Here is a 21,239-nt window from a genome sequence, read left to right as displayed (position 1 = left end):
GAGCTTATTAACTTCATAAAGATAGTAAAAAATAGACGGAGACATGTAATGAAAAAAATATCAACAATTCTGGGGCGCTTAATGCTCATTGGCGCTTTTCTATGCCCTGGTTTAGTGTCCGCGCAAGTGAGCGACTATCCCTCAAAGCCGGTTAGTCTCGTTGTGCCATTTCCTCCGGGTGGAGCTGTTGACCAGGCTGGACGTTCCGTTGCTCAAGCTCTTTATGAGGTATGGAAACAGCCGGTGGTTATTTTAAATAAGGCGGGTGCTGGTGGCGCCATTGGTATGGCCTCGGTAGCAAATTCTCCCCCTAATGGATACACTTTATTGGCTACACATTCTGCAATTATTAGCCTGCCAGCCTCCGAGAAATTATTTGGTCGAACAACTTCTTTTGACAGATCAAATTTCACGCCACTCGCCTTAATTGTTGCTGATCCAGTGGTCTTGGTTGTTCCTGCGGACTCGCCGTGGAAAACTGCGCAAGATCTTGTTGCGGACGCTAAAAAGAGGCCAGATGCAATTACGTACTCTTCGTCGGGCGCTTACAGCGCATTGCATTTACCGATGGAGATGTTTTCAAGTTCGGCTGACATTAAATTACGCCACGTTCCATTCTCAGGTGGCGGACCTGCAATGACTGCTGTATTAAGTGGTGTGGTTAATGTTTCAACTGGGGTGCCAGCTGTTGTAACGCCGCAGATCAAGGCGGGTAAGTTGCGCCCACTTTTGGTGACTGGTGCCAAGCGCCATCCTTTATTGCCAGATGTGCCAACTGCATTAGAGCTTGGATACAAGGATGTGGAGTTCTATCTCTGGGTTGGTTTGTTTGGACCTGCCAAAATGGAAGATGATCTCGTTAAGAAGATTCGACAGGGTATTGCTAAGGCGGTGGCAGAGCCGAAATTTATCGATCATATGAATCAAGCGGGTGCGCTTTTAGATTATCGTGATGCCCCAGCATTTAATGCCTTTTTAACAAAAGATTCAGATCGCATTAATGCTGCTATGAAGCATATTGGCAAGGTTGATTAGATTTGAATGTTTGTTTTTATAATATGGATTTAATACCCGGGGAATAGATTAGTGAGCTACCTAAATACGCGTCTTTTTATTAATGGCCAATGGTGTGATGGTGAAAATGGAAAAACCTTACCCGTTATCAATCCAAGCACTGGCCTTGAAATTGGGCGAGTTTCTTGCATTGATATTGCGGGATTAGAGAAGGCGGTATTAGCTGCTCAATCAGGTTTTGAGATTTGGCGTAACACTCCTGCCGTAGAGCGCTCAAAGATGATGGATATTGCTGCCAAAAATGTCCGTGAGCGAGCTGATCAGATAGTGCTACTCATGACACAGGAGCAGGGTAAGCCACTTGCTGAGGCTAAAGCAGAGCTGATGATGGCCGCTGAGGTGATAGAGTGGTTCTCTGGTGAAGCGCGTAGGGTTTATGGACGCATTGTCCCAGCTCGCAATCAATCTACCCAACAGCAGGTCCTGAAGTTTCCTATTGGACCTGTTGCAGCGTTCACACCTTGGAATTTTCCAGTTAATCAAATAGTGCGCAAGTTATCGGCAGCATTAAGTGCTGGGTGCTCCATGATTGTGAAGGCTCCTGAGGAGACCCCTGCTTCTCCGGCTTCATTGATTCAGGCCTTTGTTGATGCTGGGATTCCCGCCGGCGTTATTGGTTTGGTCTACGGTAATCCGGCAGAAATTTCGGAGTACCTTATTAAGCATCCAATCATTAAAAAAATTACCTTTACCGGATCCACCCCAGTAGGAAAGCAGTTGGCTGCTTTGGCTGGCTTACATATGAAGCGCGCCACGATGGAGTTGGGTGGTCATGCCCCAGTGATTATTGCAGAGGATGCTAATGTTCAATTGGCCGTGAAAGCAGCTGGATCAGCGAAGTTCAGAAATGCTGGGCAGGTATGCATATCGCCGACACGTTTCTTGGTGCATGAAAGCTTGCGCGACGAGTTTATTGAAGCAATGCTCAAGCAGGTTAATGCGCTTAAGGTTGGCAACGGCCTAGATGAAGGTATCAATATGGGCCCGCTTGCAAACGCTCGTCGTCTGACGGCAATGGCAGATTTTACGAATGATGCTGTTGCTAAAGGGGCAAAAATCATCACCGGTGGTGAGCGCATTGGCTCGGCTGGAAATTTCTTTAGCCCAACGATTTTGGCGGACGTTCCTCTAAATGCAAAAGTATTTAATGATGAGCCATTTGGTCCTATGCTGGGCGTTAGAACATTTAAGACTTTAGATGAGGCTATTGCGGAGGCTAACCGATTGCCATTTGGTTTGGCTGGTTACGCGTTTACTCAATCACTTAAAAATGCACATCAGTTATCGCAAGAGTTGCAGGTAGGTATGCTGTGGATCAATCAGCAAGCGCTGGCATGGCCTGAAATGCCATTTGGTGGCATTAAAGAATCTGGATATGGCTCGGAAGGTGGGTATGAGGCAATGGAGGCCTATCTCAATACCAAGTCAGTCTCTATTTTTACTGGATAACTATTGCCCAGATCTTGCTTCTGAGAATGGGCTGGTTAGGTCGAAAATCCATAGAGTTTTGCGGGGTTGATAGTCATCACTTGCTGTCGAATGGATGTCGATGGAAACCATGACTCAATTGAGTCTAGTAGATAAGTGGGCGACAAATCCCTGTAACAACTGACCTCATGCGCTAATTTTCCCGGCTCTCGATTGGTGTGTGGCCAATCGCTGCCCCAGAGTATGCGTTCCGAGTTTGCGGTGATGAATGCTTGAGCTAATTTTTTTGTCGCCACGATGGAGTTATTTTGGGCAATGCGGTATGGGGCAGAGAGCTTGATGTAGGCATTGCCGCTCTCTATTAACGTCAGAATGGACTTGAGGCTCTCGTTATCCATACTGCTATCCGCTGGGATCATTGCAAAATGGTCGAGCACCACGGGTACATCTAAAGTATTAATAGTCTTCGCAATTTGCGCAATCGTTTGATGATCTACATAAATTTGTAGATGCCAATTGAGATGGCTGATGCGACTCGACCAATGGCGCAGTAAATTTTCTAGGGCTTGGGGGTTTCCCTTGCCGGCGCTTTCAACATTAATGCGTATACCCCTGATGCCTGCCTGATGAAACTGCTTTAATGTGTCGGAATCTACGTCGTTATGAAGTACAGCAATACCTCGTCCAGCGCCTTGAAGTCGAGCTAGGCTATCCATCATGCAACGATTATCTGTACCGTAAAAGCTTGGTTGGATAATCACGACCCTTTGCAGGTCATTTCTTTTCATATGCTCTAGTAGCGCATCATGGTTCGCTGGGGCTGGAGTGTAGTGACGCTCATTTACCATGGGGTATTGTTGAGCATCACCCACTACATGGACATGACAATCACAAGCACCAGCAGGAAGCGCTAAAGAAGGCAGACTCATTGACCGAGTATGCGTGTAGCTATGGCTTTACCTGTGGCAGCAGTCCCAAGAGAGCCGCCGATATCACTGGTAGATTCTTTGGCCAGTACGGCTTGTGCGCACGCCAATTCAATAGCTTTTGATGCATCTTCAAACGCAGTTAAGTCTTTGCGATTGCCATGCCAAGCCAACAGTTGGGCGGCGGACAAAATCAGCGAGAATGGATTGGCGATATCCTTGCCGGCAATATCTGGAGCAGAGCCGTGCGCCGCTTGCCCCATAGCGTAATCTCGTCCAGCGTTGAGGGAGCCGCCTAAACCTATGCTGCCTGAAAGTTCAGCCGTTAAATCCGACAATATATCGCCAAACATATTGGTAGTGACAATGACATCAAAGCGATGGGGCGCGCGAACAGCGTGGGCCATCATGGCATCCACAATGAAATCATCCACCTGAATATCTGGGTAATCGCGTGCCACTTCATGACAGATGTCAATGAACATTCCATCACCAATCTTTAGTACATTGGCTTTATGAACAATAGTGACATGCTTGCGGCGCTTCATTGCCAGCTCAAAGGCTGATCGTGCAATCCGTTCGCAGCATTGGCGAGTAATTCTGCGAAGAGAGACCACCACATCTGGAGTGATTAGCATCTCGCTTCCACCGGAAGCAATATTGCGATCCGCATAAAAACCTTCGGTATTTTCTCTCACAACAACTAAGTCAAAATCACCAACTTTATTGGTTAATCCAGGGTATGTGCGTGATGGCCGAATGTTGGCATAAAGATCCAACTCCTTTCTGAAGAACTTTGAAGGATTGATTTCTCCTTTGGATTCATCTTTGAATTCATAAGTCGATGCTGGTCCAAGCATTAAGCCATCCGCTGCTTTTACTTTTTCTAGCAAACCAGGGGCTATGGTTGAGTTATGGCGAATAAGACTTTCATGGCCAACAATGTCGTACTCTAGATTGATGTCAAGCTTATAGCGGTCTGATGCGGCTTGAAGAACGGCAACGGTGGCATTCATGGTTTCTGGGCCAATACCATCACCTGGCAAAATAATAACTTTCATACTTTTAATCCTAAGGGTAATTTAATCTAATTGGGAATTAGTCAGTTTGACTAGGCGTGCATACTTTTCAGTCTCTGCACGAACAAAGCTTTCAAAGCTTGCTGGTGACATAGGTTCAATCATGACGCCATCAGACTCAAGGCGAGCCTTAAGCTCTGGATCGCTTAGCGCTTTACTAATTTCGCTGTTGAGTTGATTGATGATGGCGGGAGGAGTTTCGCGTGGTGCAAAATATCCACCCCAAAGACTAAATTCAAATCCCGGTAGCGCTGCCTCTGCAACGGTTGGCACTTTTGGAAGGGATGGGATACGTTTTTTTGATGACACCGCAAGGGCCTTTAGATTGCCAGATTTAATGTGGCCTGAAACAGCTGATGCGCTAGAAAAAAAGAATTGAACTTGGCCACCAATTAAATCGGTGATTGCTTGTCCCGCACCTTTATATGGAACATGAACCATATCTGTTTTAGTACCTGCAGCTAATGCCGCAGCTGCTAAATGTCCAGGCGTTGCAGTGCCTGAGGATGCATAAGAAATGCTGCCAGGCTTATTGCGTGCCGCTTGAATTAATTCTGACAAAGAATTGTATGGAGAGTTGGCAGGTACTACTAAGACTAGTGGTGAATTTCCAACCAATGCAATTGCCTCAAAATCTTTTAAGTTATCGTAGCCAGGATTTTTCATAGCTGAGCTATTGACTGCCATCTCACCTGTTTGCCCTAAGATCAAGGTGTAACCATCTCCGCGGGCTTTCGATACAAGTCTTGCGCCTAGGGCGCCACTCGCTCCAGGTTTATTGTCTACCAGGACTGTTTGTCCCAGCGATCGGGTTAGGCGTTCCCCCACCGCCCTGGCAAACATATCGCCTTGTCCGCCTGGCGCATAAGGCACGATAACGGTAATGGGTTTGTTTGGGTAATTACTTTGAGCTGCTACGTTGCCAAGCAAAAACGCGCTCATCATTAAAAGGCCGGTAGAAATCATCGTTCTACGAGATAGTGAGGAATTGAATATATTCATTTCGAGAGATCTCTCTGTGAGTGTTGGTATGAATTACTTAGTTGGGAGGTTGGAGCTAGCGGCGATTGAGCGCCACAAATTAATTTCTTGCTGCAATTCTTTTTTAAATCCAGCGGGTGTGGTGCGAATTGCTTCAGCGCTTTCACCTTGTAGGCGAGACTTAATCAGGTTTGAAGCAGCCGCATCATTAATCACTTTATTTAGTTGGTCAACAATTGTTTGAGGTGTTTTTGCTGGAGCCATCACACCCCACCAGGTGTTTACTTCGTAATTTGGAATCCCCGCTTGAGCCATGGTAGGCACATTTGGAAACAGTGGTGACCGTTTGGCTCCGGTGACTGCGAGCACTGACAGTTGCCCATCTTTTGTATGAGACAAGATGGTGGGGACGGTTGCTACAAATACGTCGACACGTCCAGCAAGTAGTTCGATGGTGGCTGGCCCACTTCCTTTAAATGGGATGTGGGTCATGGAAACTCCCGTCTTTTGGCGCAGCAACTCTCCGGCCAGATGGTTAATACTTCCTTCTCCAGCTGAGCAGTAGGTCAAACCTTCTGGACGTGATTTTCCGATCGAAATTAATTCAGATAAGTTCCGTGCGTTTAATTGTCGTGAACTTACCAACAATAGTGGACCGCGACCAATCATTGCAACTGGAGCAAAATCATTCATCGGGTCATAGGGCAATTGCGTTGATATCGCTGCATTCGTTGCGAATGTGGACGTTGCGAATAGCAGGGTGTATCCATCAGGCTTAGCCTTTGCGACCATGTCTGCTCCAAGCGCGCCACCAGCACCACCACGATTTTCAACAATCACGGGTTGACCCAAGCGATCGGACATTAATTTACCCATTTCTCGTGCAATGCTATCGGTGCCGCCACCTGCAGCAAAGGGGACAACCAGAGTGATGGGTCGAGTGGGAAATTCCGCGCCCTGGACTGAATGGGTGAAAAGGGTCAAGAACGCTCCCGCGATAAGACTGGCGAATTTCAGCTTTTGGAATGTATTCATAGTTAGGCTCCTTAGTCAGGATTTTCTACTGTACTATTTATGTTGTATATTGCAAAAAAACTATTAATTTATGTCGGATTTGCATGAATTTTGATCTAGCGGACTTACGCGCCTTTATCGCAGTAGCTGACCATGGTGGCTTTAGTGCTGCTGCTAATGCCCTTCACTTATCTCAGCCTGCGCTATCAAGGCGAATTGAAAAATTAGAAGAAGCTTTAGGTCTAAAGCTGTTTGAACGGACTACCCGCAAGGTGGAGTTAAATGCAATGGGACGTAGCTTTATTCCCAAAGCAAGGCATGTACTCAACGAGCTTGAGAATGCGTTATTGGGTATGGTCGAGCTCTCAGATAGGATTCGAGGACAGGTCACTGTTGCTTGCGTTCCCTCTGCAGTAAGTACTTTTGTATCAAAAGCAATTCTTGCATTTCACCGTAGATACCCAAGAATTAAAGTGCGCATTATTGATGTGAGCGCTGCAGATACTTTGCTCGCGGTAGCGAGATCTGAGGCGGATTTTGGAATCAGCTATCTTGGTACGCAAGAGCCTGATCTAGAGTTTGAGCAATTAATTGAGGAGGACTTTGTTCTAGCATGCCCTGATGATCATGTGCTAGCAAAGAAAAAAAGTGTTACATGGGAATCCATGTCTCAATATGAGTGCGTTACTTTATCCTCGGGTAGCGGCAATAGAATGTTGATTGACCAAGCTCTGGCAAAGCATAAAAAGACGCTTTCTCCTATTACTTGGTCTTGTGAGGTTCGTCATGTACCTGCTTTGGTAAGCCTGATTCAGTCAGGTGTTGGTATTGGCGCCATTCCACGCTTTTCTTTGCCGGTCAATAGTTTTAGTGGCCTCGCCATAATCCCACTCATAGAGCCGAGAGTAGTGCGCATGATTGGCATTATTCGGCATCGCGCTCGACCTCTTTCGCCTGCTGCTCAGGCATTTAAAGAGTTGCTGTCTTCGGATGCACCGATTAACTTTCTGAATGAATAGCTCAATATTGCTTCACTTGGTATCCGGTGTGTTATTACCATTCTCCTAGCGATCCTGTTCGCATGTCAAATAAGCTATGCGAACACTGTTGATACTTTTGGTGCCTGGAGGTTTATGGTTTTCTATTCATGCGGCACCTATTCTCGGGGCTAAATTTGGAAAGATTGTTCTATTAAATATTCTCAGTACAACTTGTAGTGCATTAGGATCGGCTCCTAAGGAGCTTCTTAGAGAGCAGACATCTCATATTGATCCTTATAGGGAATGGTATTGGCTGATTCCCCGCTTTTTGACTTAAATAAGATTTTTAACTAAACATGAATATTGAGAGAAATAGGGTATATCTCAATTAGAAAATGATTCTGAATTTCTAGCGATCGGACCAATTGCCTTTTGCTCGCGTACTAGAGTTTGATTAATCACCTCTAATATGCCGGCAACCACTCGTAAGGTTGGCACTTGAACGCCTGTAATATCGGCGATTTCGATTACCGCATTGACGATGGCATCACATTCAATTGGTCGGCCTGCGCGAATATCTTGAAGCATCGATGGTTGCTGGGTAAAGTGATCTTTTACCCGTTCTAGATCTTTTTCAGGATCGACATAAAGATCCATTCCTAGGCTTGCTAATACTGCATTTCCCTCACTAATCAATTGACGCACCATATCGGCAGCAAACGGGCTGGCTGCAATAAATCCAGGCGCTGATTGAGTAATGGCACAAAGAGGGTTCCAGACCAGATTAATCATGAGCTTTCGCCATTTATCTAGGCGAATATCATTTGATACAAAAGTGGGTAGGCCGGCCTTATTCACTATTGCTGCTATGTTTTCAATGCGGGGTGTAACCACATTATTCAATTCGCCTATCAAGAGTCTTGCAGGGACTGCGTCGCTAATGAGAATTCGACCCGGCGCTAACTGTACGACGGGTTTAAATATGACGGCTCCTACAATTCGCTCAGGTGGGATGAGCTTCTTGAGCTTTCCAGTGCGATCAAGACATTGGAGGTTTGAACCTGAGTATTTTGATGGGACTCCATCGAAATACCACCAAGGTAAACCATTTTGTACCATGACTAGCGCGCCATCATCGGTAAGACGCGCCATGATATCTTCGGCCGCAGCTTCGATTTGCATCGATTTCAGGGTAACAAAAATAATGTCAAATTGACCCTGAATTTCATCAGCGGCAAGCGCATTCACGGGGATTACGCGAGGCGGCTGATTTGCGGCCTCAATCACCAATCCATTGTTACGTAATGCAGCTAATTGGTGGCCGCGAGCTAATAAAGTGACGTCTTCGCCAGATTGAGCGAGTAAGCCGCCGATATTACTGCCAATTGCTCCGGAACCATAGATCAAAATTCTCATGATGTCTCTTGTTTTTTTATTATGTAACTACTGTTGTTAGTTAAATCTACTAAGTGATTGTGAATGGTAGCGCTTATTTTGATTCGTGCATAGGCAACAGCTACTTTAGAGCCCGCGCGCAGTGAGGTAAGCTGATAAATCGTTTTGAGCTGGTGATCCACAGTATTAAAGTGAGTTGAATTAAAAATCATATTGGGTGGTTTTAGTGCTCGAGGTATTATTTATGCTTAACAGGGAGATGGTGCAGATTTTCTGCTGTGATTAGTGGTGAAAAAAAATACATGAGAGACAAATGCCTGTTTTTTTCATGATTGAGAAACGATTGCGATAAGGGAATAGCTATGAAATTAGTACGCTTTGGTTCAGAAGGAAAAGAGAAGCCAGGATTGATTGATCAGACTGGACAGTTAAGAGATTTGTCTCATGTCATACCTGATTTGGATCCGCGCTATTTATCTAAAAGCTCCCTTGCAAAAATTGCCAAAATTAAACCAGAATCGCTTCCTGCAGTTAAAGGGAAAAAGCGATTTGGAGTTCCCGTTAGTGGCGTGACAAAGTTTGTAGCTATTGGGCTTAATTACTCTGATCATGCGAAGGAGGCTGGCATGGCGATTCCTCCTGAGCCGATTATTTTTCTTAAAGCCAACTCAAGTTTGTGTGGTTGCAATGACGATACTATTGCCCCAAGAAAGTCAAAAAAATTAGATTGGGAGATCGAACTTGGGGTTGTAATTGGCGCCAAGGCTCAATATGTCTCTAAAAAAGAGGCGATGAAATATGTCGCTGGATATTGTGTTATCAATGATGTTTCTGAGCGTGAATTTCAGCTAGAGCGGGGCGGCACGTGGGATAAGGGCAAAGGTTGCGATACTTTTGGACCTGTAGGACCATGGCTTGTCACTCCCGACGAAATAAAAAATCCACAGAATTTAAATATGTGGCTAGATGTGAATGGTCAAGCAAGGCAGCGTGGCAATACCAAAACCATGATTTTTGATGTGGCTACTATCGTTAGCCGTGTTAGTGAATATATGACCTTGATGCCTGGAGATATTATTGCGACAGGAACCCCTCCTGGGGTTGGCATGGGTATGAAACCAAAACCAAAGTATTTAAAAATCGGGGACGTGGTGACATGCGGTATTGAGGGTTTAGGTGAGCAGCGGCAAAAGATTATTGCAGCTCGCCCCTCTAAAAAGTGAAGAGCATTCCCACTTCATGATTATTTTTGAGTTGATTTAGATTTCTTCCTCGCTGTAGTTTTTTTGGTAATCAGCATGTCATATAGGACCTGAGCTGCTACGGGTAGTTGTCGCCCTCGACGTGATATCAACCCCAGTTTTCTGCTAACAACGGGGTTTGTAATGGGGATCGCAACCAGACCTTGGTGCCCATCCGGGGGAAGGGCCATGCGTGGAACTACACCTACTCCTAGGCCAGATAACACAAGACTGACTAAAGCGGGGACGTGATTAACTTCATAAAACCACCGTGGCCGCTCTTCTGATTGGGCTAAAGCTTGATCAATCAGAAATCGATTGCCACTACCCTGCGCCAGGGCTATGTAGCCGTGTTGGCCAATATCTTTCCAGGTTACTTTTTTGTGCTTACTCAGTGGATGCGAAGTGGGGCATGCGAGTACAAAAGCCTCCTCAATTAAGGGCTGAAAGTGAATATCAGCTTCCTGTGTACCGATATAAGTTACCCCAAAATCTGCATCACCGCGAGTTACTGCTAACAACACATTGCTAGATGACTCATCAAGCACGCGCACTCTGATTTTGGGATAGAGTTTGCGATATTCATCTAATACAGATGGCAAAAAATAACCAACAGCTGATGGTACGCAGGCCAGAGTAACCTCTCCAGAGAGTTGCTCAGCGACATCCTTAATTCCTATTAGTGCACTTTCTAGCTCTAGTATCACGTTGCGAGCTCTATGAACAAATGTTCGCCCTATAGTTGTCAGTTCTATTTTGCGGGTTGTTCTAGTGAGTAGTTCGACGCCAAGGGCATCTTCTAACTTATCGATTCTTCGTGATAGGGCGGATTCTGAAAGGTGTAAAACTTTGGCGGCAGATCTAAAGCTTCCTAAGTCTGAGGCTGCCAAAAAAGCTCGTAAGTCTCCAAGATCAAAGTTCATCATTTTTGATAGTAGCGTTTTACGCAAGTATTAGTGAGATATTTGCACTTTACACTACTATTAAATTCCTCGAAGATATCCATTGTGGCAATTAGCGTAAAGCGTTATGCCTTATTGATATCAGTGCAATTGAGAGGATCTAATGAAAACCTTGGGGATTTATTTTCGTAATTTCATGCTGAAACTTTTTTGCGTTCACTCTCTAGCGTGGGTCGCTTTAATCGCTCCCTTTTCGAGTGAGGCGCAGGGCTGGTCTCCCGATCGACCAATAAGACTAATCGTGCCATATGGGGTTGGAGGTAGTTCAGATGTGATTGCGCGGTCTCTTGCAGTTGAGTTGGGCAAGAATCTAGGCCAATCTGTGATTGTTGAGAATAAAGCAGGTGGTCAAGGAGTCATTGCGATGCAAGAAGCTGCTCGCGCAACGCCAGATGGTTACACAATCATTTTGGGGCATGTGGGTACATTAGCAGTCAATCCTGCAATGATGCAAAAGTTGCCCTATGACGCACAAAAGGATTTTGCACCAGTGACATTGCTTGCTAAGGTGCCAATGGTGTTTGCAGTCGGACCAAAATCAGATGCCACTTCATTGCTCCAGTTCATTTCACAAGCAAAAGCAGCGCCAGGTAAGTTGAACTATGGTTCGGCTGGCAACGGTAGCGCTGGGCACCTTGCATTTGAGATGCTTAAATCATCTGCCGGCATTGATGTCGTGCATGTTCCCTATAAAGGTACCGGCGCTCAGATGACTGATCTCTTAGCTGGAAATATTGATGCGGCAGCAGCGGGACTTCCTGGGTTTCTTCCACATGTGAAGTCCGGAAAGTTAAAAATCCTGGCGGTAGGATCTGCACAAAGAATGTCTTCAATACCAGATGTTCCTACTGTCGCAGAGTTAGGGTATAAAAACTTTGAGAGCACACAATGGTTTGGTTTATTGGTTCCGGCCAATACTCCTGAGCCTGTGATTGCTCGACTCAATAAAGAGGCTTTAAAGGCCTTGGCTTCTCCGGCAGTGCAGAGACGCTTGATTGAGGACTCCAGCACTCCTGTCGGGGCGGGCCCAAAAGACTTTGCACTGTTCATTGCGTCTGAGCAAAAACGCTGGGGCACCGTAGTGCGTAATGCAAACCTGACTGCTGACTAATTTAATTAATGAATGCGATGAAATCGTTATGACTACCAATAAAAATGAGAATGTATTAATTTCGGAATTAGAGTTGCGTACCTTGGGTAAGCGCGCTTTCCAAAAGCTCGGTTTAGGCGATCAAGATGTTGAAGACTTGATTGACATTTTGGTGATGGCAGACCTTTTTGGCTTGTCGACACATGGTTTGAGTCGCATTGAATCTTATGGCGATCGCTTAAAAATTGGTGGTATTAATCCACGGCCTAATATTCAAGTTGAGCGCTTAGCTCCAGCTATTATCGGGATTGATGGTGACAATGGTGTAGGTCCTGTAGTGGGAATGCGGGCCCTAGAAGCTGCCATGGATGCGGCAAGTGAGTTTGGAATTGCAGTGGCATTTGCCAGAGGTAGCAATCACTTTGGCCCTATCTCGCCTTACTCATTGATTGCCGCAGAAAAAGGCTTTGCAAGCATCATTGGGAGTAACGCAACAACAACGATTGCGCCTTGGGGTGGGTCTGATGCCCGTCTTGGTAATAGCCCTCTGGGATTTGGTGTCCCCAATCCTGATGGAAAACATTTTCTCTTAGATATGGCTATGAGTGTCGTGGCACGAGCAAAAATTCGAAATGCCTTTAAGCGTGGCGAGCAGATTCCCAATACGTGGGGAACAGATGCAAAAGGCAATCCCACTACAGATCCAAAGGCTGCCTTAGATGGATTTCTTTTACCCATTGGCGGACATAAGGGATATGGACTGGCGTTAATGGTCGATTTATTTGCGGGTCTTTTATCAAATGCTGGATATCTAACGCATATTCAGTCGTGGCAAGATGCTCCAGATAAACCTCAAAATCTCGGACACTTTTTTATCCTGATAGATACCAAACGACTTGGATCAAGTCAGTGGTTAAGTGAGCGGATGTTAGATTTTGCAAACATTCTCATGGATAGTCCTCCTGCTGATTCAAGTAAACCCGTTATCGTGCCTGGCATGATAGAGCTAGCTAAGTTAGAGAAGCAGCGGAAAAATGGGATTGAAATGAGCCCGGAAACCTTAAATTTATTAAGACAATATGCTGGAGACTAAAAAATGAATTTTCAACATGTAATGCGGTATGTCGCAATATTATTTTCTGCGGGCGGGTTATTACTTGTTGCCCAAAGTTCTGGCGCCCAATCAAGCTACCCCGAGAGGCCTATTAAAGTCATTGTTCCTTATGTGGCTGGTGGAGCTGCGGATATCACCGCCCGTTTGGTGGCTCAGTCTATGTCTGAGGGTCTAGGTCAGCCTGTGATCGTCGAAAATAGACCAGGTGCTAACGGAAATATTGGCTCTGATATGGTTGCCAAGGCGCCACCAGATGGCTATACGCTACTGCTGACTGCGAGCGGTCCCTTGGTGATTAATCCTGTCTTGTATAAAAAAACACCATTTGATCCAGTCAAAGATTTTTCTCCCATCAGCATGCTAATTACCTATCAATATGCTTTGGTAGTTCCTTACGCATCCCCAATTAAAAATATTAATGAACTGGTTGCAGGGGCAAGATATAAACCAAAAGAATTTAGTTATGGCTCAACCGGTATTGGTGGCGGTGGCCATTTAGCTGGCGAATTATTTGGCCTCTTAGCAAATGTCGAATTTACCCATGTTCCATATAAGGGTGCCGCACCAGCATTAGCAGATTTATTAGGTGGTCAGCTGACATTTACTTTTGAGCCATTGGTAACGGGTATTCCATTGATAAAAGCCAATAAGTTGAGGGGTTTTGCTGTGTCTGGAATTAAGCGTAGCAAGGGCATGCCAAATCTGCCCACGATGAATGAGTTAGGTTATAAAGGTTTTGATATTACTCAGTTTCAAGGTTTGTTAGCTCCCGCTGGAACTGATCCAGCAATTATTCGCCGTCTCAATGCGGAGGCGGTAAAAGCATTGAAGTCGCCTATGGTGGTTCGTCGTCTAGTTGAAGAGGGGGGTAATGAGATAGTTGGCGGTACGCCCGCGGAATTTGCTCAGCAAATTCAATCCGATCTACGTCTTTATGGAAAACTCATTGCAGACTCACGTATTAATGCTGATTAACATCGCTTAACAAGATTGTTTTATAGAGGGCTCATATGCATCGTTATCAAGTTGATGTGCTGATTCAGGGATTTCCTGGTCGCTCAGTTTGTCATGGAGGTTTAGGGTGGAGTACTGTTGCTTTACTTCGTGGTGAAGGGCGTACTATTTTGATTGACGTTGGGGCGTTTGGGATGCGTAAGCCTTTAGAGCGTCGATTAAAGGAGTGCTTAGTTGATCCTAAGGATGTCACTGATGTGGTGTTAACCCATGCTCATTACGACCATGTGGTGAATTTCACACTTTTTCCTAATGCGAGGATTTGGATTGGCCAGGTTGAGATTGATTGGGCTGCTGCACAGCCGCCAGGCTTTGATCCTTTGCCAGAGCTTTATGTTCAAGAATTAGCACAATCTCAGCGGGTCACAAAAGTAATTTCTGGTGAGGAGTTTATTCCCGGCATTCATGCTTATGCAGTCCCCGGGCATACTCCTGGTCACTTACTGTTTGTCCTCGACAATGGTGAGAATGACATTCTGTTTACGGGGGATTCCGCAAAGAATCGCGCCGAACTGTTGTCTAGAAAAGTGATTGATACCGATGACCGCGAACAAAGCGCGCAGTCAATTGAATTGATTTGGAGCTATTGGAAACGCAGGCCGGGGAATCTGCTGATTCCTGGACATGACTTAACGATAGCTTTAGATGCTCAAGGTGAGCCTAGTTACTTGGGTAAACGTGAGGCTGGAATTCGTGTCTGGTTCACTCAGACGGTTGAGCAATCGGATGTCATTGATTTGACCTCACCTTAATACCATTACCCCTTAACTATATATATTTCACTTATGAAACTATCAAAAGAATTCCTCCAGAAAATTGCCCCTACTGGTAAGTTGCGTGCTTCTATTAACTTAGGCAATCCTATTTTGGCTAATAAGGATGCAGTATCAGGTTTGCCGGTTGGCGTCTCGATTGACTTGGCCAATGGCTTTGCTCAGCGCCTAGGCCTTGATATTGAGCTAGTTGTATTTGATTCTGCAGGGAAGTCTGTAGAGGCGGTTACAAACAATCAAGCAGACATTGGATTTTTTGCAATCGATCCTTTGCGTGGAGAAGGAATTTCATTTACAGCGCCCTATGTATTGATTGAGGGTGCTTATTTAGTAAAGGAGAATTCACCACTCCAAAATAATGAGCAAGTAGATGCGAAGTCCAATAGAGTGGTAGTTGGTAAAGGAAGTGCCTATGATTTATATCTGACGAGAGAAATCAAATCTGCTGAAATCGTGCGCGCGCCAACATCACCAACGGTGGTGAAGGTATTCCTGGAGGGAGATTATGAGGTTGCCGCTGGGGTGAGGCAGCAATTGGAGTCTGATGCATCAAAGACTACTGGGCTACGACTTTTGCCGGGACGCTTTATGGTGATTCAGCAGGCAATGGGATTACCCAAATCTTATGGTCCTGAAGCTTTGAGAGCGCTAAAAGAGTATGTCGAGGAAATGAAGTCGAGTGGTTTTGTGGCTCGTTCATTAGAAAGACATGGTATTCAAGGTGCTTCAGTGGCGCCTAGCGAGTAAATTTTTCAGTGTGGTTAATACGAGTATTTCGACGCTTACATGAATTTTTAACAACTAACATTAACGAAAGAGACAAAGTGAGAAATATACTTAGTAAATCATTGTGTTTGGGCGCGAGCTTATTGATGAGCTCTTGTCTTATGGCGCAATCAAAGTTGCCGCCATTGAATGTGGTTGATATGGGGTCTTTTCATGTTGGTGGGCGTCTAGTTGAAATTTCTGGCAGGCCTATCAAAGAGGTGGTCTTCAGTCCAGGAAGTGCTCCAGCAAAAATTGATCCTAATGGCAATTATTTGGTTGAGCAGATGTATGTGCAGTACTTTATTCCGAAGGACGTTAAGGGAAAGTTGCCAATCTTGCTATGGCATGGCGGTGGTCTCACTGGCGTCACTTATGAAACTACCCCTGATGGTAGAGAGGGTTGGCAGAATTACTTTATCCGTAAGGGTTGGAAAACCTATGTGTCTGATGCAGTTGAGCGGGGCCGTTCAGGCTGGGCCTCCCCTGATATTTGGCCGACTGAGCCCCAATTTTTAACGGTTGAGAATCCTTGGGGACGTTTCCGTATGGGTCCGGGCAACTGGAGTGATGATTCCACAAAGCGTACTCAATTTCAAGGAAGCTTATTTCCTGCTGAGGGGTATCTCAATTTCATGAAGCAAGTGGTACCTCGCTGGACAACCACTGATGCTGCAACGATTGCCGCCTATACCGAGCTCGTTGATCGTGTTTGCCCCTGCGTTGTGTTGGTTCACAGTCAGGGAGGCCAATTTGGTCAGAAGGTTGCTCAGGCAAGACCCGATAAAGTCAAGGCGCTAATCCTGGTCGAGCCTGCTGGTTTTGGAGATCCTGCCAAGGCAGCCGCTTTGAAAGATACGCCAATTTTGACGATATATGGGGACTATATTGATCAAGACTCTCGTTGGCCTACTATCCGCAAAACACAACTTGCCTTGAATCAAAAGTACATCGATGCTGGTGGTAGTGTGGATGTGATTAATTTGCCAGATATTGGTATTAAGGGAAATTCACACATGCTCATGATGGATCGAAACAATATTCAAATTGCTGACTTGATCGAAGCCTGGCTTAAGAAAAAAGGTTTTACTAGATAACTCTAGTAAGGAGTATTTAAGGCTAGTTAAGCGAACAAAGGCCACCCTTGGGTGGTCTTTGTTATTGGTTTAACGACTTGAGGATTGGCAAATAAGGTGTCTTTGAAAGAGAAATCACGCCTTGATATGGGCTGCTAAAAGTAAGGGCAATCATACACAGCGGAGTGAGAATGGTCAGCGTGGAAATTAGCATAGCCAATATCAAAGCCTTAGGTTTGGATAGGTGCGTAAAAGCAATTGCAATGAGAACTAAAAAACCTAAAAACAGTAGCGCATACCAGCGAACTGGGTGAAGGTCAATTAAGGCATAAGCTAGCCGGGTCTCTCGAGCATTATTAACGGAAAAAAGGGCATTTAACAAGGCCTTGGATTCAGCCTTGTCGGATTGGATGTTCGCGGCCTTAAATACTTCCGCCCTTAGATCAATGAACTTTGCTTCGGTAGTCCGCGATGGTGATCGACTAGTTGCTAAGGTTTGCCACTCGTCATTCATAATTGACTGCGTATATGACTTGGCTAAAGCAGTGAGATTGGTTTGCTGAAAAAGTGGTACTGAATTAGAAAGGCTGATGATTTCCATAATGCCTTGACTCTCATTTTTAATTGCTTTAATAGCAACGCTATAGTTATCCCACACAGATGAAGCGAGTAGAGCAGCAGTCAACGAAAATAGCACTGCTGGCAAGCTAAAAAATGGCGCAACTATTCCTTCATATTGAATGAGCGCAGGCCTAAAGCGTGAACTGAGAATGAATAATATGAGTATGGCGGAGAGACTCAGAAAGCCGATTGAAAGGGCTAAGATGAGAGAGCCATCCGTTTGAAAAAATAGGTTGTTCAATTTGCACCTTTCAAAATAAATCGAGATGTTTATATAAGATATTCAGAAGTTCTAAGACAAGCCATATTTTGTTTGCTAACTGACAGACTGACTTAGCCTAAGCGCTCCCACCTTATGTGTTATCCAGGAGACTGTTAAAGCATTTTAAAATCTGCCACCTCGCTAATGGATATCGTAGGGTATTAGCCTTAAAACTAAATCAAGTTAGCGAGTTTATCCCTCATAGTACCCTGAAAATGGCCTCTAATAATCACCCCCAAGACAAGACTGGCGGATAAGATTTCGGTAGGGATCTTCGAGTGTCGACACCTTGGGTTTGATGATCGTTTTTTAGGACTCTTTCATCTATTCCGGTCTGGTTGCGTGAACGCAGCGCTTATTTATAAGAATGACTTGCAATAAGTTGGGGATCGTACTAATATAGTACGTATACGTACTAAAATAATAGGAACTAGTTCACTTTCTTGGGCTATAAAAGGAGTTCATCATGTTGCAGGTCAGAAAAGCCGATGAGCGTGGTTTTGCAGACCATGGTTGGTTAAAGAGTTTTCACTCATTCTCTTTTGCCAATTATTACGATCCCAAATTTATGGGCTGGGGAAATTTGCGAGTGATTAATGAAGACCGCATCGAGCCAGGTCGGGGTTTTGGTGATCATGGCCATCGTGATATGGAGATCATTAGCTATGTTCTATCGGGAGAGCTTGCTCATCAAGACAGTATGGGTAATGTCAAAGGCATTCCACCAGGAGATGTTCAGCGCATGAGCGCTGGTACTGGGGTGGTTCATAGCGAATTTAATCACGCTAAAGGCCAACAAACCCATTTCCTCCAAATTTGGATTGAGCCAAAATTTACCGGCGTCCAACCTGGTTACGAGCAAAAGTCTATTCCTTTAATTGAAAAGCAAGGTAAGTTACGCCTAGTAGCATCTTTTGATGGTGAAAATAATTCAGTCAAGATTAATGCTGATGCTAAGCTTTATGCAGGCTTGTTTGATGGTGATCAAAAAGCGGTGCTAGATCTTAATCCTCAACGAAAGGCCTATGTGCATCTGATAAAAGGTGCTCTTGAAGTAAACGGGCACTATCTTAATGCTGGGGATGCCTTAATGCTGGCAGAAGAAGAGCAAATTAGCCTTTCTCACGGAAAGGATGCTGAAGTGCTGGTGTTTGATTTGGCTCCCTAATCTTGGGCCGTAGCCGCCTTAGTTGATTTGATGGTGCTGCTTAGGCTAGGGCTTTATAGATTTACTTAGGTAGTATTGTCTCGCCTTAATTTCGTCACAAATGTATAGCGGTCTGCTGGGTGGGTTGTGACAGTAATTTCAAAGACTTCATTGGCTGTATCCATATAGCTTCGAATAATCTTTAATGCTGGTTCGCCAACTTGAGAATTGAGCTTTACTGCCTGTTCTTCAGATAGCAAAATAGGTATGACCTCTTGTTTGATTTCTGAAATCGCTTTTCCGTATCGCTCTTCTATGATGTTACTCACCAATTGATCAGGGTTCTTGCTGGCAATCTTTTCTACAGCATCGAATTTGCTATCGATGTAAATTTCAGTAATTCCCATCGGCAACTCGGAATCGGGATTGTTGTAACGTAGGCTCGTCAGTTTTAACCACTCCTTGCCAATGCTGCAACCGAGTTCATCTGCTAATTTTTTTGAGCAGGTAATTTTTTCGCTTGCTTGGATCTTACGCGCATGACTCGCCCCAAATGCAGTGAGGTCTTCAATAGATCCTACGGTTTGCTTATACGCGCTAGTGGTGCTAGCTGACTCAACTTTTGTCCCAGATTTTTTCTTTCTAGAGACCAAGCCCATTGCCTGTAACTCAGCGATGGCGGCTCGCACGGTGTAGCGACTAGCCCCATAAGTCTCTGACAACTCCATTTCGGTGGGCAGATGTGCGCCAACAGAAATCTTCCCAGAGGTGATTTCTGCTTTCAAATCTTGCGCTAGTTTCTGATAAAGAGGAGTTTTCATTTATTTCTTGACATTATGTACGGACATGATACACAATTAATATGTCCGTACATAATAATGGAACAGTTTAGTTGAAATTAGGTGAGATATGAGCGTTAGTAATAGTTTTTCAGCGAGCACAGTGATTGACTCCATCCTATTTAGAGATGCATTTGGCACTGCGGCGATGCGTGAGATATTTTCAGATAAAGCGCTAGTACAGCGTTATATCGATATTGAAATTGCATTAGCGGTGGCGGAGGCAAAGTGTGGAGTCATTCCTAAAGAGGCGGCAGAGGAGATCGCCAGGAAATCCACGATCGATTTAATCGATTTCGAATTAATGAGACGCGAAACGGATATTGTGGGTTATCCCATCCTTCCGTTAGTGCATCAGTTGGTCGCGATGTGCGGAGATGCGGGAAAGTACATCCACTGGGGTGCTACCACTCAAGACATTATGGATACTGCAGTGGTGATGCAGGTAAGGTCTGGCCTTGAAATAGTCAAGAACGACATTAATGAATTGCGAAAGATTTTGGCATCCATGTCAGAAAAGTATCGCAACACTGCGATGGCTGGGCGTACCCATCTTCAGCAAGCCTTACCAGTAACCTTTGGATATAAATCCGCAATTTGGTTGGCGATGATGGATCGCCATGCTGAGCGTCTACAACAGCTTGAGCCGCGCGTATTAGTGGGTGAGTTTGCGGGTGCAGCCGGGACAATTGCCTCTCTTGGTGATAAGGGATTAGTCGTTCAGGAGGCTTTAATGAAAGAGTTGAGCCTAGGCATTCCAGTGACGACCTGGCATGTGGCTCGAGATGGGCTTGCCGAAACGATTAACTTTTTGGCTTTGGTTACTGGTTCGCTTGGCAAAATTGCTTACGACATCATGCTAATGGCGTCTACTGAGTTTGCTGAGGTCTATGAGCCATTTGTTAAGGGTCGCGGTGCAAGTAGCACGATGCCTCAGAAACGCAATCCCATTAGTAGTGAATTAATGTTGGCCGCTTCCAAGGGTGTACGTCAGCATTCGGGATTGATGCTAGATGCCATGATTCAAGATTTCGAAAGAGCAACTGGTCCATGGCATGCGGAATGGATGGCCATCCCAGAAAGTTTTGTATTAACTGCGGGAGCTCTACACCAAGCCAAATTTATGCTCTCTGGCCTCATCGTTGACGAGAAAAAAATGCTTGAGAACCTCAACCTCACTAAGGGGTTAATTGTTGCTGAGGCAGTCATGATGGGAATGGCGCCATTTATTGGTCGTCAAGAAGCTCATGATGTGGTTTATGACGCTTGCCGCCAAGTCAATGAAAAGGGCGGTACGTTAGCAGAAGCATTACAAAAAATTCCGGAAGTGACTAAAAATTTCAGTAAAGAAAAGATTGAAGAATTAACTAATCCCATCAATTACCTTGGGATGGCTCCACAAATGGTCGATAAGGCTGTCGCCCATTCTCGTTCATTAAAGTTTTAACTATTCCTCAT

General features: G+C 45.0%; 20 protein-coding genes. 12 read left to right on the top strand and 8 right to left on the bottom strand.

Annotation, left to right across the window (positions count from 1 at the left end; genetic code table 11):
- Positions 1-48 precede the first annotated feature (48 nt).
- Both AOB49_RS02305 and AOB49_RS02300 read left to right on the top strand, forming a co-directional pair.
- Positions 49-1,035 (top strand): tripartite tricarboxylate transporter substrate binding protein, encoded by a 987-nt coding sequence (locus AOB49_RS02305; protein ID WP_062307433.1) that lies wholly within the window; start codon positions 49-51, stop codon positions 1,033-1,035.
- 51 nt (positions 1,036-1,086) lie between these two features.
- On the top strand, positions 1,087-2,523 hold the full coding sequence (locus AOB49_RS02300; RefSeq protein WP_062307432.1) for an NAD-dependent succinate-semialdehyde dehydrogenase: 1,437 nt from the start codon (positions 1,087-1,089) through the stop codon (positions 2,521-2,523).
- A gap of 35 nt (positions 2,524-2,558) precedes the next feature.
- Here AOB49_RS02300 and AOB49_RS02295 read toward each other — a convergent pair whose 3' ends face one another.
- Genes AOB49_RS02295 through AOB49_RS02280 form a run of 4 tightly spaced genes read right to left on the bottom strand, consistent with a single transcriptional unit; the run spans position 2,559 to position 6,523 of the window.
- Positions 2,559-3,431 (bottom strand): amidohydrolase family protein, encoded by an 873-nt coding sequence (locus tag AOB49_RS02295; protein ID WP_062307430.1) that lies wholly within the window; start codon positions 3,429-3,431, stop codon positions 2,559-2,561.
- Positions 3,428-4,489, bottom strand: a complete 1,062-nt coding sequence (locus AOB49_RS02290; protein ID WP_062307427.1) for an isocitrate/isopropylmalate dehydrogenase family protein — start codon at positions 4,487-4,489, stop codon at positions 3,428-3,430. The genes AOB49_RS02295 and AOB49_RS02290 overlap by 4 nt, the downstream gene beginning before the upstream one ends.
- A 21-nt stretch (positions 4,490-4,510) precedes the next feature.
- Positions 4,511-5,509, bottom strand: a complete 999-nt coding sequence (locus AOB49_RS02285; protein WP_062307425.1) for a Bug family tripartite tricarboxylate transporter substrate binding protein — start codon at positions 5,507-5,509, stop codon at positions 4,511-4,513.
- A gap of 33 nt (positions 5,510-5,542) precedes the next feature.
- Positions 5,543-6,523, bottom strand: coding sequence for a tripartite tricarboxylate transporter substrate binding protein (locus AOB49_RS02280; protein ID WP_062307422.1), 981 nt, complete (start codon positions 6,521-6,523; stop codon positions 5,543-5,545).
- Positions 6,524-6,606: 83 nt separating this feature from the next.
- On the opposite strand from AOB49_RS02280, the gene AOB49_RS02275 reads away from it, so the two are divergent.
- The gene (locus AOB49_RS02275) at positions 6,607-7,521 is read left to right on the top strand and encodes a LysR family transcriptional regulator (protein WP_062307420.1); all 915 of its coding nucleotides are present in this window, start codon (positions 6,607-6,609) and stop codon (positions 7,519-7,521) included.
- A gap of 345 nt (positions 7,522-7,866) precedes the next feature.
- Here the strand turns inward: AOB49_RS02275 and AOB49_RS02270 are convergent, their stop codons facing one another.
- Positions 7,867-8,898 (bottom strand): ketopantoate reductase family protein, encoded by a 1,032-nt coding sequence (locus AOB49_RS02270; RefSeq protein WP_062307418.1) that lies wholly within the window; start codon positions 8,896-8,898, stop codon positions 7,867-7,869.
- 341 nt (positions 8,899-9,239) lie between these two features.
- On the opposite strand from AOB49_RS02270, the gene AOB49_RS02260 reads away from it, so the two are divergent.
- Positions 9,240-10,100, top strand: coding sequence for a fumarylacetoacetate hydrolase family protein (locus AOB49_RS02260; protein ID WP_062307412.1), 861 nt, complete (start codon positions 9,240-9,242; stop codon positions 10,098-10,100).
- Positions 10,101-10,120: 20 nt separating this feature from the next.
- Here AOB49_RS02260 and AOB49_RS02255 read toward each other — a convergent pair whose 3' ends face one another.
- Entirely contained in the window at positions 10,121-11,041 is a 921-nt protein-coding gene (locus tag AOB49_RS02255; RefSeq protein ID WP_062308085.1) for a LysR family transcriptional regulator, read from the bottom strand.
- Between the two features lie 175 nt (positions 11,042-11,216).
- On the opposite strand from AOB49_RS02255, the gene AOB49_RS02250 reads away from it, so the two are divergent.
- From AOB49_RS02250 to AOB49_RS02225, 6 genes are all read left to right on the top strand, one after another.
- Entirely contained in the window at positions 11,217-12,191 is a 975-nt protein-coding gene (locus AOB49_RS02250) for a Bug family tripartite tricarboxylate transporter substrate binding protein (protein WP_156471310.1), read from the top strand.
- A gap of 28 nt (positions 12,192-12,219) precedes the next feature.
- Complete coding sequence (locus tag AOB49_RS02245) at positions 12,220-13,263, top strand: Ldh family oxidoreductase (protein ID WP_062307408.1); 1,044 nt, start codon at positions 12,220-12,222, stop codon at positions 13,261-13,263.
- 3 nt (positions 13,264-13,266) lie between these two features.
- Positions 13,267-14,259 (top strand): Bug family tripartite tricarboxylate transporter substrate binding protein, encoded by a 993-nt coding sequence (locus tag AOB49_RS02240; protein ID WP_245640590.1) that lies wholly within the window; start codon positions 13,267-13,269, stop codon positions 14,257-14,259.
- A gap of 35 nt (positions 14,260-14,294) precedes the next feature.
- On the top strand, positions 14,295-15,050 hold the full coding sequence (locus AOB49_RS02235; protein WP_062307405.1) for an MBL fold metallo-hydrolase: 756 nt from the start codon (positions 14,295-14,297) through the stop codon (positions 15,048-15,050).
- A 33-nt stretch (positions 15,051-15,083) separates the two neighbouring features.
- The gene (locus AOB49_RS02230) at positions 15,084-15,818 is read left to right on the top strand and encodes an ABC transporter substrate-binding protein (protein ID WP_062307404.1); all 735 of its coding nucleotides are present in this window, start codon (positions 15,084-15,086) and stop codon (positions 15,816-15,818) included.
- A gap of 125 nt (positions 15,819-15,943) precedes the next feature.
- Complete coding sequence (locus AOB49_RS02225; RefSeq protein WP_062308078.1) at positions 15,944-16,933, top strand: alpha/beta hydrolase family protein; 990 nt, start codon at positions 15,944-15,946, stop codon at positions 16,931-16,933.
- 61 nt (positions 16,934-16,994) lie between these two features.
- On the opposite strand, the gene AOB49_RS02220 is transcribed toward AOB49_RS02225, so the two are convergent.
- Entirely contained in the window at positions 16,995-17,774 is a 780-nt protein-coding gene (locus AOB49_RS02220; RefSeq protein ID WP_062307402.1) for a bestrophin-like domain, read from the bottom strand.
- Positions 17,775-18,261: 487 nt separating this feature from the next.
- On the opposite strand from AOB49_RS02220, the gene AOB49_RS02215 reads away from it, so the two are divergent.
- On the top strand, positions 18,262-18,963 hold the full coding sequence (locus tag AOB49_RS02215; protein ID WP_062307400.1) for a pirin family protein: 702 nt from the start codon (positions 18,262-18,264) through the stop codon (positions 18,961-18,963).
- A 65-nt stretch (positions 18,964-19,028) separates the two neighbouring features.
- Here the strand turns inward: AOB49_RS02215 and AOB49_RS02210 are convergent, their stop codons facing one another.
- Positions 19,029-19,763, bottom strand: coding sequence for a GntR family transcriptional regulator (locus AOB49_RS02210; protein WP_062307399.1), 735 nt, complete (start codon positions 19,761-19,763; stop codon positions 19,029-19,031).
- Between the two features lie 88 nt (positions 19,764-19,851).
- Here AOB49_RS02210 and AOB49_RS02205 point away from each other — a divergent pair, with 88 nt between their 5' ends.
- A complete protein-coding gene (locus AOB49_RS02205; RefSeq protein WP_062307397.1) occupies positions 19,852-21,228 on the top strand; it encodes a class-II fumarase/aspartase family protein in 1,377 nt (458 codons plus the stop codon).
- Positions 21,229-21,239: the final 11 nt, after the last annotated feature.

Source organism: Polynucleobacter sinensis (genome assembly GCF_001595985.1).
Lineage (GTDB): Bacteria > Pseudomonadota > Gammaproteobacteria > Burkholderiales > Burkholderiaceae > Polynucleobacter > Polynucleobacter sinensis.
The sequence above is the reverse complement of the archived record's forward strand: the minus strand, read 5'-3'. Positions and strand labels throughout refer to the sequence as shown.